At 67.8% G+C, this 13,479-nt stretch carries 1 protein-coding gene (running past one end of the window); it reads right to left on the bottom strand.

What is annotated here, in order from left to right:
• A protein-coding gene (locus ACZ5RT_RS03640; RefSeq protein WP_464453533.1) for an Ig-like domain-containing protein crosses the window boundary here: on the bottom strand, window positions 1-13,479 show its beginning. The gene continues 14,757 nt to the left of window position 1, outside the view; the window shows 13,479 of its 28,236 coding nt (coding positions 1-13,479); the start codon lies at window positions 13,477-13,479; its stop codon lies off the left edge, out of view.

Below are 13,479 nucleotides of genomic sequence, written 5' to 3'. Positions count from 1 at the left end.
GTCGGCCAGGGTACTGGTCGGCGTGATGCTCCAGCTGCCATTACTTGCCACGACGGCGGTGCCCAGCAAGGTGGTGCCGTTGGCGGCGTACAGGGTGATGGTGTCGCCGGGCGTGGCGCCGCTTCCTTGAATGGTGGGCGTGTTGTCGCTGGTGATGTTGTCGGCCAGCGAGCCGCTGTTGCTGGCGTCGGCCAGCACGGCGGCAGGCGCAGCAGGAGCGGCGGCGTCGATGTTGACGGCCAGCGCCGGGCTGGCGGCGCTGGTGTTGCCTGCCAGGTCGGTGTAGGCGTAAGTGATGCTGTGCGGGCCGTCGGCCAGCGTTGCGGTGGGCGTGAGGATGGTGTTGCCGTTGGCGTCGGTGGTGACGGTGGCGGGCACTTGCACGCCGTCGACCAGCAGTACCGGGGTGCTGCCTGTGGGCACGATGCCGATGTTGAAGTCGGGCGTGGCGTCGCTGGTCAGGTTGTCGGTGGGGCTATTGCCCTTGTCGGTGCCCGCCGTCATGTCGGGCGCGCTGGTGGGCGCGGCCGGAGCGGTGGTGTCGATGGTCACCGGCAGCGGGTCGCTGGCCGGGCTGGTGTTGCCCGCCACATCGACCACCTGGATGGCGATGTCGTGCTCGCCTTCGGGCAGCGGTGCGTTGGGCGTGATGGCGCCCGTGGCCGGGTCGTAGGTGGCGGCAACGGGTGCGCCATTGACCAGCAGGATGACGTTGGCCTGCCCGGTGGGCACGGTGAATGTGGGCGTCGTGTCGCTGGTGGTGTCGTCCGTCGGGCTTGATCCGGTATCGCTGGCGGCTTGCAGGTCGGGCGTGGCGGGTTTGGCCGGGGCTGTGGTGTCGATGGTGATGGGCAGCGACGTGCTTTGCGCCCCAGGGTTGCCGGCAGCATCGGTAAAGGCGTAGGTGATGGCGTGCGGGCCATCCGCCAGCGGGGTGTTGGGCGTGAGGGTGCCGGTGGCCGGGTCGTAGGTGGCGGGCACTTGCACGCCGCCCACAAACAGCACGGCCGACACCGTGCCTTCGGGCAAGGCACCGATGGTGAACGCGGGTTTGGGGTTGGCGGTGTTGTTGTCGGTGTTGCTGCTGCCGGTGTCGGTGCCAGCGGTCATGTCGGGCGCGGTGGCCGGTGCAGACGGACCTGTGGTGTCGATGGTGATGGGCAGCTCTGCCGGAGCGCTTTCATTACCGGCCTTGTCGGTGGCCGTGGCCGTGAGGTTGTGCAGGACTTCGGTCAAGGGCGTGGTCAGCGTGGCTGTCCATTTGCCGTTAGCGTCAACGATGGCGGTGCCCACCGGGGTGGCGCCGTCGAAAATCGTGATGGTGCTGCCCGCCTCGCCAGTGCCAGTGAGCGTGGGCGTGGTGTCGTTGGTCAGGTCATCGCTGTTGCTGACGCCGCTGTCGCTGGCCGGGGCCAGGTCGATGGTGGGCTTGGCAGGCGGCAGTGCGTCCACCGTGGCGTTGCTGGTGCCGTTGGTGTCGAGGTCTTTGGCGGTGAGCACGGTGCCGTGCGGCGGCTCCTGGCCTGCCGGCGGGTCAATGGTCCAGGTACCGTCATCCATGACGGTAACGGGACCCAGGGTGATGGTTTGCCCGTCCAGCTGGAAGCTGACTTCGATTTCGTCACCCGGTTTGCCCGTGCCGGTGATCAACTGGCCGTTGGTCGGGTTGATCAACGGAATGCTGTTGTTGGTCTGAACAATAGCGACGCCCGGCGGGTCGATGTTGCCGGCCAGGTCCACCGAGTTGACGGTGAGGAAGGTGCCGTCGGGCAGCGGGTCGGAGAAGCTCACGCTCCAGTTGCCGTTGGCGTCCACCGTCACGACGTTTCCGGTCTGTACGCTGTCGTACAGCGCGAAGCTTTGGCCATCACTGAGGGCGGTGATTCCTGCACTGCTGATCGTCCCGCTGACGATTACCTTGCCCTCGTCGGCTCCAGTGCCCGCAGTTTCACTGGTGATGACGTAGTCGCGCGGCTTGCTGGTGGTGAAGACGTGGCCGCTGGTAAGCGGGTCCACGATCGCGGTCCAGGTGCCGTTGGCCAGATCGAACGTGATGCCGCTGCTGCTGGTGGCCAACTGCACGCTCTGGTAGAGCACCACGCTCGCGCCCGCCTCGCCCGTGCCCGTCACCGGGCTGATGCCATTGGTGATGTTGATGGTGGGGTCGGTGACGATGGTGTCGATGGTGACCGGGATAGTGACGCTGGCGCTGTTGCCGGCGGCATCGGTGGCGGTAACGCTGACATTGAAGGCTTTGGCGTTGTCCGTGAAGGCATTGGCGCTGGTGAGGTGCAGGTCGAGCGCGTTGGTCAGGCCGGTTTCACCGGTGGTGAAGGTGGCGTAGGTGTTGGCGTTGCCGGCTGTGAATGCACCGGCGGTAACGTTACCGGTGTCGATGGTCCAGCTGCCGTTGCTTTGCACCGTGGTTTGGTAGGTGCCGTTGGCCAGTACCAGGGTGATGACGTTGCCGGCCTCGCCCGTGCCGGTGAAGGCGGGCGTGGTGTCGTTGGTGATGTTGTCGGTGCTGTTACCCACAGTCACGCCAGCCAGCGTACCGCTGCTGTCGCTGGCGGTGGCCAGGTCGCCCAACACGGCCGGCGCAGAGGCATCGACCGTGAAAGCCGTGCCGGTGCTGGTGGTGCTGTTGCCAGCGGCATCGGTGACCTTGATGGTGGGGGTGTGGTTGCCGTCGGGCAGCGCTGTGGCCGGGGCCGTGGCGCCCACCGGGATGGCGGTTTGCAGGTCGAGCGTCCAGTTGCCGCTGCCATCGGGCGTGACGGCGTAGGCGTTGCCGTTGACGGTGACTTCGACCGTGCTGCCGGCCTCGGCTGTGCCCGAGAGCACGGGTGTGCTGTCGTTGGTGGTGTTGTCACCCACGGTGCCGGTGTCGCTGACGCTGGCCAGCGCACCGGTGCCAGCAGCCGGCGCGGTCATGTCGACCGTGAAGCTGCCGGTGCTGGCCGGGCTGGTGTTGCCGGCCGGGTCGGTGATGGTGGCGCTGAGGTTGTAGGTGCCGTCCACCGGTATGCTGGCCGTGGGCACGAGCACGCTGGCGGTGCCGGCGGTGATGTCGGCAGCGGTGACGGTGTAGCTGATGGCGATGGGCGCGTTGGTGCTCGGGTCGTCCACCGTGAGGGTGATGACGTCGCCGGCTTGCACGGCGTTGGCGCCGGTGGTGGTGAGCGGCACAGAGACCGGCACGCCGCCGCCTGAGACGACTTCGGCTGCGTTGACGCCGCCGTTGCTGTCTTCAGGCACGGCCAGCGCGCCGGGGGCGGCGGGGGCCTGCGTGTCGATGGTGGTGGTGAAGGGCGCGGTCGCGCCGCTGGTGTTGCCTGCCGCGTCGGTGGCGGTGGCGGTGAAGCTGTGCGCGCCTTGGCTCAGTGCCGTGGTGGGCGTGAAGCTGAAGGTGCCTGCGGGGCCTTCGGTGGCGGTGCCCAGCAGTTGGGTGCCGTCGTAGACCTTGACGGTGCTGCCCGCCTCGGCCGTGAAGGTGAGCGTGGGCTGGGCGTCGTTGGTGACGCCGCCGTTGGTGAGGTTGTTGGTCAACGCGGCGTTGTAAGCGCCGCCGCTGACGTTGTCGTAGGCACTGGTGAGCGTTGGCGTGCTCGGTGCTGTGGCGTCTACCGTGAAGGGCGTGCCGTTGGTGGTGACGGTGTTGCCTGCCGCGTCGGTGACCTTGATGCTGGGGGTGTAGCTGCCGTCGGCCAGGGTGTTGGTGGCCGGAATGCTCCAGGCACCGTCGCTGCCTGCTGTGGTGGCGTAAGTGACGCCGCCCACAGTCACTTCAACCGCTGCACCGGGCTCGGCCGTGCCGCTGAGTGCGGGGGTGGTGTCCTTGGTTTTGTTGTCGCCCAGGGTGCCTGTGTCGCTGGCGCTGGCCAGGCCCCCGGTGGGGTTGACGATACCGGTGTCGATGGTGACGGGCACGGTGGTGGGTGCGCTGACGTTGCCGGCCGGGTCGGTGGCGGTGACGGTCAGGTTTTGCGGGCCTTCGGCCAGCGGCAGGCTGGGCGTGATGCTCCAGCTGCCGTCAGGCGCGACGGTGACGGTGCCGAGCACGTCGCCATTGGGTGCCTTGAGGGTGATGGTGTCGCCGGGCGTGGCCCCTGCCCCGCTGATTTCGGGGGTGGTGTCGCTGGTGATGTTGTCGGTGTTGCTGCTGCCGGTGTCGCTGGCTGCGGCCACGTCGGCCGCAGGCGCTGCCGGGGGCATGGCGTCGACGGTTTCGGTGTCGTAGGCCGTGTAGAGGTTGCCGTTGTGTGTAACGGTTTGCGTGGCTTTGACCACAGCGCCGTCGGCCAGGGCGGCGCCAGGGGTGGCGCTCCAGGTGCCGTCGGGTTGCACGGTGACGGTGAGCGGTGCGCCGCCGGCGTCGCGCAGCACGGTGCCGTCGGCCAGGGTGAGCGCGATGGTGGCGCCGGGCTCGCCGGTGCCGTTGACGGCAGAGCCGTTGGCCTGCGCGATGACCGGGGCGTCGGGCAGCGTGGTGTCGACCGTTTCGGTGCCGGGGGCGCTGACATTGCCGGCCGGGTCGGCCTGGGTGGCGGTCAGCTCGGTGTCGTTGGGCACGTCGGTGGCGGGGTCCAGGCTCCAGGTGCCGTCGGCGGCCACGGTGGCGGTGCCGATGACGTTGTTGGCCGCGTCTTTGACGGTGACCACCGCGCCAGGCTCGCCGCTGCCGGTGATGAGGGTGCCGTTGGTGGGGGCAATGGCGGGCGCTGCGGGCGGCGTGGCATCGACCGTGAAGGCGGTGCCGTTGGCGGTGATGCTGTTGCCGGCGGGGTCGGTGGCGGTGATGACGGGGGTGTAACTGCCGTCGGCCAGGGCCGGTGCGGCTGCGCTGGCGCCTGTTGGGATGGCGGTGGCCAGGTCGATGGACCAGTCTCCGTCGGCGTCGGCGGTGGTGGTGTAGGTCAGGCCGTTGATGAGGACGCTGATGGCGGCGTTGGCGTCGGCCGTGCCGCTGATCTCGGGGGTGTTGTCCCGGGTCAGGTTGTCGCCCAAAGTGCCGGTGTCGCTGGCTGTGGCCAGGGCGCCAGTGGGGGTGCCAGCCGTGGTGTCGATGGTCACGGGCACGCTGGTGGCCGGGCCAGTGTTGCCTTGCGGGTCGGTGGCGGTGACGGCGAGGTTCTGCGTGCCGTCGGGCAGCGATGTGGTGGGCGTGATGCTCCAGCTGCCGTCGGCGGCGACCACGGCGGTGCCGAGGGTGACGCCAGCCGCGTCCTTGAGGGTGATGGTGTCACCGGGCATGGCGCCACCACCGGTGATGGTGGGGGTGTTGTCGCTGGTGTTGTTGTCGGTGTTGCTGGTGCCGGTGTCGCTGACGGCGGCCACGTCGGCGGCCGGGGCGGCAGGCACGGTGGTGTCGACAGTCACCGGCACAGTGGTGGGCGCGCTTTCGTTGCCAGCCGGGTCGGTGGCGGTGACTTTGAGCGCGTTCGGGCCCTCTACCAGGGCGGCATTGGGCGTGATGGCCCAGTTGCCCTCTTCGTCGACTTGGGCGGTACCCCGCACGGTGGTGCCATCGGGCGCGTACAGGGTCATGGTGTCGCCAGGGGTGGCGCCGCTGCCGCTGATGACGGGACGGGTGACTCGGGTGATGCTGTCACCGGCAATGCCGCTGTCGCTGGCCGGGTCGAGGATGGCAGCCGGTGCAGCAGGTGCCTGAGTGTCAATGGTCACGGGCACGGTGGTGGGGGCGCTGGTGTTGCCAGCAGGGTCGGTGGCGGTGACGCGGAGGTCTTGCTCGCCATCGGGCAGCGCGGCGGTGGGCGTGATGGCCCAGTCGCCGTTGCTGTCGACCACGGCGGTGCCGAGCACTTTGCCGTTGGCGTCCTGGAGGGTGATGGTGTCACCGGGCGTGGCCCCTGCCCCAGTGATGGTGGGTGTGTTGTCGCTGGTGATGTTGTCGTCGCTGTCTGCGCCGGTGTCGCTGAGCGTGGCCACGTCGGCGGCGGGGGCTGCGGGGGCGGTGGTGTCGATCTCAACGGGGAGAGCGCTGCTGGCCGCGCTGGTGTTGCCCGCTTTGTCGGTGGCGGTGGCAGTCAGGTTGTGCGTGCCATTCGTCAAGGTAGACAGCGTGGCCGTCCAGGTGCCGTCAGCAGCCACGATGGCAGTGCCCACCAAGGTGGTGCCGTCATAAACCTTGACGGTGCTGCCAGGCGTGCCGGTGCCCGAGACGGTGGGCGTGTTGTCGCTGGTGAGGTTGTCGGTGCTGCTGGTGCCGGTGTCGCTGCTGGCGACCAGGTCGAGCGTGGGCACGGCGGGCGGGGTGCGGTCAACGGTTTCACTGTCAGTCTTGTTGCTGGTCAGGTCTGTGGCAACCACAACGGTGCCATTGGCCAGCTGCGTTTGCGGGGTGGCTGTCCAGGTGCCGTCTGGTGCGACGGTCACGACAAGAGGCTGTCCGTCGGTACCCAGGATGGCATTACCGCTGTTGTCTTTCAGCTCAATCTGGTGCCCGGGTGCGCCGGTGCCAGTGATCGTGCTGCCGTTGGTCGGGTTGATCTGCGGCATGGAGGTGTCAACCGTCTCGCTGTCAGCGGGGCTGAGGTTGCCGGCCACATCGGTCTGGGTGGCGCTGAGCGCGGTGCCGTCGGCCAGCGGCGTGGTGGGCGTGAGGCTCCAGCTGCCGTCGGCGGCGACGGTGGCGGTGCCGATGGTGGTGCCTGCTGCGTCCTTGACGGTGACAGTAGCGCCGGGCTCGCCGGTGCCGCTGATGACGGCGCCGTTGGTGGGGCTGATGACCGGGGCGGCCACGGCTGTGTCGATGACCAGAGGCAGCGGCGTGGAGGGGCTGACGTTACCAGCCGGGTCGGTGGCCTTGACGCTCAGGGCTTGCGGGCCGTCGGCCAGGGCGGTGGTGGGTGTGATGCTCCAGGTGCCGTTGCTGGCCACCACGGCGGTGCCAAGCTCGGTGGTGCCGTCGGGCGCGTACAGGGTGATGGTGTCGCCGGGCGTGGCGCCGCTGCCAGTGATGGTGGGCGTGTTGTCGTTGGTGACGTTGTCGGTGGTCAGGCCGCTGTTGCTGCCAACCGCCAGCGCAGCCGCAGGCGCGGCGGGCGGTGTGGTGTCGATGGTGACGGGCACCGTGCCGGGTGCGCTGACGTTGCCGGCCGGGTCGGTGGCAGTGACGCTGAGGTTTTGCGTGCCGTCGGCCAGTGGGCTGGTGGGGGTGATGGCCCAGGTGCCGTCTGCCGCAACAACGGCCGAGCCGAGGGTGTTGCCCGCAGCATCTTTGAGGGTGATGGTGTCACCCGGGGTGGCGCTGCCGCCGGTGATGGTGGGCGTGTTGTCGCTGGTGATGTTGTCGGTGTTGCTGGTGCCTGTGTCGCTGGCAGCGGCCACGTCGGCGGCTGGGGCGGCGGGGGCTTGCGTGTCGACAGTGACCGCCAGGGCCGGGCTGCGGGCGCTGGTGTTGCCAGCCGGGTCGGTGGCGGTGGTGCTGATGTTGTGCACGCCGTCGGCCATGGTGGGGGCGGTGAGGCTCCAGTTGCCGTTGCCATCCACGACGGCGGTGCCCAGGGCGGTGTTGCCGTTGTAGACGGTGATGGTGTCGCCCGGCGTGCCGGTCCCGCTGAAGGTGGGGGTGTTGTCGGCAGTGGCGTTGTCGGTGCTGCTGCGGCCGGTGTCACTGCTGGCCAGCAGGTCGGGGGCGGCGGGCGTGGACGGACCTGTGGTGTCGATGCGCACCGGCACTGTGGTGGGTGCGCTGACGTTGCCGGCCGGATCGGTGGCGGTGACCTGGATGTTGTTGAGGCCTTCGCTCAGGGCGTTGTCGGGGGTGACGCTCCAGTTGCCGTCTGCGTCAACAACGGCGGTTTCGACTTCGCCACCAGGGAAGGTGACGGTGATGGTATCGCCTGGTGTGGCGCCGCTGCCGCTGATGCCGGGTGTGGTGTCGTTGGTGGTGTTGTCGCCCTTGGTGCCGCTGTCGCTGGCGTCAGCCAGAGTGGCAGCAGGTGCGGCGGGTGCGGTGGTGTCGAGCGCGAAGGTGCCTGCACGCGCCGGGCTGGTGTTGCCGGCCACGTCGGTGACGGTGGTACGAGTGGTCCAGTCGCCGTCTGTGGTGAGGGCGCTGCTGGGAATGAGCTGGCTGATGGTGCCGGCGCTGAGGTCGGCAGCCGTGAGCACGCTGGTCAGTGTGAGTTTTGTGCCGTCGGGCGCAGTGACGACGGTGGTAACGGTGTCGCCCACAGCAGCGTTGACGGGCAAGGTGGTGACCACGGGCGTGCCGCCCAGGCTGGCGGCCTCTGCGGCGTTGACGACGCCGTCGCTCGCCTCGGGCAGGGCCACACCGGGCTGGCCGGGGGCGGTGGTGTCGAGCGTGAAGGCGCCGGTGCCGGGCGCGCCGGTGTTGCCCGCTGCGTCGGTGAGGGTGGTGCTGGTGGTCCAGGGGCCGTCCACATTGAGCTCGGCCGTGGGGATGGTTTGTGTGACGGTGAAAGGGCCTGTGCCGGTGGCGGTGCCGCCCTGCCCTGCCGGCAGTTCGCTGGCCAAGATGGTGTGGGTGAGCGTGAGGGTGCTGCCGTCAGGCTTGGTGACGGTGGTGGTGACCACATCACCCACCTGCGCGTCGGCAGGCAGGGTGAGCACGATGGGGGTGCCGCCGCTGCTGGCGGCTTCGGCTACGTTGACGCCAGCAGGGGCCTCGGGCAACGCCACGGCGGGGGCGCTGGGGGCAGTGGTGTCGACGGTGATGGCTTCGGTGTCGTTGCCGGTCAGGCCAAAGCGGTTGGTGACGCTGGCTTGCAGGATGGCGGTGCCGTCGGCGAGTTGGCCGATGGCGCTGCCTGGCACTTGCACGCTGAAGGTGTTGGCGGCGCCGCTGGCACCGGCTTCGACGGTGGCGGTGTAGGTCTGGCCATTGAGCGTGAGGGTGACGGTCTGGCCGGGTTCGGCGTTGGTGGTGCCGGTCAGGGCGACGGTCTGGTTTTGCTCGGACACATTGATGACGCTGTCGCCGTCTGCATCGGGCGAGACGGCGTTGAGCGTGAGGGTGGGCGGCACGGTGTTGATGACGAGTTCGCCCGTGCTGATGTCGCTGCGGCCGCTGGTGCTGCCACCGGTGGCGACGCTGACGCCGACGTTGTAAGTGCCGTCTTGCAGGGCGAAGTCGATGACGTCGCCGTCGCTTTCGGTCGCAGTGGTGGTGTTCAGTGCCCAGGCTTTGGTGACGGGGTCGTAGCTGACACCGGGGTTGCTGGTGCCGTTACCGGAGGTGCTGTCGATGGTGGCGGTGACGGTCACCCCATTGAGGGTGAAGGTGAGGACATCACCGTTGGACAGCGCAATCGGGTTGTTGCTGCCGTCCAGCTTTTGCGCGGTGCCGGTGACAGTGGGTGTGTCGGTGCCCGAGAGGTTTTGCACCACGGTGGGCACGTCGGGCGGGGCGATGTTGACGCTCAGGGTTTCGGTGTCGGGGGCCGAGGGGTTGCCGGCCAGGTCCTTGACGCTGGCGCTCACCGGGTAGGTGGTGCCGTGGATCAGGGCTTTGGCCGTCTCTTGGCTCACTTGCACCGACCAGGTGTTCAAGCCGCCAGGGCCGCCAGGGCCGGCGATGACGGTGGCGTTGTAGCTTTGGCCGTCGATGAGGACGGTGACGGTCTGGCCCGCTTCGGCGTTGGTGGTGCCGCTGATGGTGGGCGGCGTGGGGACCGTGTCGCTCAGGGTGTAGTTTCTGGTGTCAAAGCCGCGTTCGGCGGCGTCGAAGACATTGTCGGCACCCGCAACAGCCGTGATGGTGACTGTGGGCGCGACGGTGTCGACAGCGAGCGTTTTTTTGGCGGGTACTGCGGGTGTGCCAGCGGCGTTGCTGACGTTGGCCGTGAGGGTGTAGCTGCCATCGGTCAGGCTGGCCATGGCGGACGCCGGCACGTTGGTGCTGAATGAGCCGTCGGGCTGGACGGTGGCGTAGTAGGTGAGGCTGGTGTTGCCGGGGCCGGTCAGGGTGATGGTGACGCTCTGGCCGGGTTCGGCGTTGGTGGTGCCGGTCAGGGCCACGTCGCCCTGCTGTTCAACGGCGTTGACGATGTCGTCGCCGGCCACGGTGTTGAGGCTGAGCGTTGGCGGGGTGGCGGCGAGCTGGAAGCTGCCCGCTTGTGCCGGGCTGACGTTGCCGGCTTCGTCGCCCACGGTGGTGGCGGTGGCCCAGCGGCCATCCAGCCAGGCGCCTGCCGATTGCAGGTCGGTTTGCGGCACGGTCTGGGTGATGGTACCGGTACCGGCGTTGATTTCCGCGTCGGTGAGTTTGGTGTAAAGGGTGATGACGCGGCCATTGGGGTCGGTGACCACGGTGGTGACCACGTCGCCCGCTGCGGCGTCGGACGGCAGCGCAATGACGAGTTCGACGCCGTTGGCCGCTTCGGTGGCATTGACGCCTTTGGGGGCGTCGGGGATGTTCAGGCCCGGCAGCGAGCCGCCCCCGACGGTGTCGAGCGTGAAGCTGCTGTCGGTGGGCGCGCTGGTCAAGCCAGTGACGGACGAGGTGTAGGTGGTGCTGACGGGATAGAGGCCGTCGGTGGCGAGCTGGTCTGAAGGAATCAGCTGGCTGATCTGACCGGCCTGGATGTCGGCCACTTTGACCGTGGTGCTCAGTGTGAGTGTGCTGCCGTCACGCAGTGTGACGGTGGTGGTGATCACGTCGCCCACGCCGGCTGTTGCAGGCAATTGGGTGACCACGGGCACGCCACCGTCGGAGGCTTTTTCGGCTGCATTGACCAGCTGGTTGCCCGATGCCTCGGGGACGGTGGTGTTGGGGGCTGCAGGCGCGGCTGTGATGACGGTGAGGTTGAACTCGCCCGAACTTTGCACTAGCTTGCTGCCGTTCATGACGCGCGCTTCATAGGTGTAGCTGCCATCTTGCAGGCCACTGTCTTGCAAGGTCCAGCTGGTGCCATTGACGCTGGCGCTGCCCACCAGTTCGTAGCTGCCATTGCCCAGCTTGCGGTAGATGGCCAGACTCTGGCCATCGGCCAGCGGGGTGCCCAGGCTGCCCGCCAGTTGGGGGCTTGCGTCGTTGGTGATGGCACCGTCGAAGATCAGGCCAGTGTTGGGGCCAACGTTGTCAACTGCGCCGGTGATGATGAGTGCCTCGATGTCGACGCTGCCATTGCCGGGGCCGCTGGTGTTGCCGGCCAAGTCGGTGGCAGTGGCGGTGAGGGGGGTGTTGTCGGCCAGCGGGCGGGCAGGCACGAGAGTCCAATTGCCGTCAGGACCTACAGGACCTGCAATGCCGATCAGACTGCCGTTGCCGTCACGCACCTCAACCAGGGTGCCAGGTTCTGCGGTGCCGTTGATGACCTGACCGTTGCAAGGCGCGATGACCGGCGCAGCGGGAGCTGTAGCGTCGAGCAGGAACTGACGCACGCTGGGCGCACTGATGCCGCTGGTGTTGCTGAGCGTGGTGCTGGTTTGGTAGAGGCCGTCGGCACTGAGGTTGGCGGCTGGCACGAGTTGGGTGATGGCGCCAGCCGCGATGTCAGCGGCGCTGAGCACAGCGCTGAGGGTGACGCTGCTGCCATCAGGGCGCTTGAGCACCGTGGTAATGGTATCGCCATCTGCGGCGCTGGCAGGCAGGCTGACGAGCACGGGCACCCCACCGTCGGAGGTTTTTTCTGCGGCGTTGATGTAGGCGTCGCTGGCTTCGGGGATGGTGGTGATCAGTGCGTCGGCCGAGGTGCCGGCTCCGGGGCCGGAGGCGTTGCCGTTGGCGTCTGTGGCGGTGGCGCGCAGGGCGGTGCCCACGGGCACGGCGGTGGCAGGAATCAGTGTCCAGTTGCCCAGTTCATCGACTTGGGCGGTGCCCAGCGAAGTGCCGTCTGCGCCAAAGACTTCGACGGTGGTGCCGGGTTCGCCCACGCCGCTGATGAGGCGGCCATTGCTTTGTTCGATGAGGGGCGCCTTGGGCGCGGCGCTCTGCACCGGCGCAGCCAGTGCGTCGCTGCCGGCAAGCTGCAGCGGCTTGTCGAGCGCGGGCTGGGCGTTGGCCGAGGTCAGGCTGAACTGACCGCTGGCGTCCACTGAGACGGTTTGTGTGTCGCCGTTGGGCAACGTGACGGTGACGATGCTGCCAGCCAAAGCGGTGCCGGTGATGACGAGTTTGCCGTCGCTGTTCAGGCTTTGGCTGGTGACCACAATGTCGCCCAGCAATTGGCGGTTGAGCAGGGTGTCGTGGTCGGTGTCGCCGTTGCCGGCGTTGAAGGTGCTGTCGCTGACCTTGAGGGCAGCGAGCGCCTGGGCACGGCCTTGGTCGAGGACGCGTGCACCGGTGGCTGTGAGGGCGTTGCCACTGAGGTTGGCAGTCAGGATGTCGAGCGTGGTACCAACGCTGCCGCCATTGAGAGCGTCTAAACCCGAGAGCTTGGCCAGCGCCAGACCGTATTTTTCTTCGTCGGAGAGGCCGTCACGGCCATCAAAGTTGCCGCTGTTGGTGGTGGTGACTGGACCGGTCAATTCGATGCCCGTCAGGCCAAAGGCTTGGGCCACGTTGGCGTTGGCGGCCAGCGCGTCGGCCACGGGGGCAGCCACATCGCCGTTCACGCCGGCCTGGCGCACGGCCAGCTCAGTGAGCGGTGTGATGTGGATGATGATGTGGCTGTCCAGGCCGGTGACTTCAAACAGGGTCTGGCCTTCCTGGGCCACACCGAGCGCGCGCAGCACGGTGTTGAGGCTTTTGCTGGCAGCGGTGACTTCGTCGGCGTAGTTGACCTCGCTGGCGTTGTCGTCCACCACCTTGAGCAGCACACTGCCGCGGTAGTTGCCCTTTTGCGGCACGCTGATGCTGTAGGTGCCGTCAGCTTTGATGGTGGTGCTGCCCAACAGTTGACCGGTGCTGTCGTAGGCCAACAGCTTGATGCCCGCAAAAACAGGACCGGCCGAGACGCTGCCGGTGATAAGCAAGTCGCCAATTTCATCGGCAGCGACTCTCGAGACGGTCATGGTCACGGCTGCAGCTTTGTCCTGCGCGGCGTTGGCTGGCTTCCAGCGATCGAGCAGGTCTTGGATTTCACGGCGTGCGCCTTCATCGCCGATGTAGCGCTTGTCGCCCAGGTGTTGTTGCGTCAGCTCGGACTGCGCCCATACGCTACGCAGCTGCTCTGGCGAAAGTGTCGTGTTGACCACGTCGTCGTCCAAGCGCCACACCAGGTCTTCAGTGGCCGATATTTTTTGCTGCGGCGTGCGGCCCTGCACCACCCACGGGTCACCCGGCACGCCCGTGTCGAGCAGGAAGTGCGGGCCCTGCGCGGCGTCTTGCGCCTGCGCATAAAAGCCCTGCAGCGTCAGCACCTTGACGCCCTGCACTTCCAGCACCAGGTCTTGACCACGACGCCAAAGCGCCAGTTTGTGCGGCTGTGCACCCAGTTCGTCTTTCAGGCGATAAACCGTGCGGGCCTGCACCTGAACGCTCTGAGTGCCTGGCAGTGCGGTTTCGGTCTGCTGGTTGCCCTGGATCTGGATGAGTGTGTACTTGGACAT

It is taken from the genome of Limnohabitans sp. TEGF003 (genome assembly GCF_055395455.1).
This window is presented reverse-complemented; position numbering and strand designations above follow the sequence as displayed.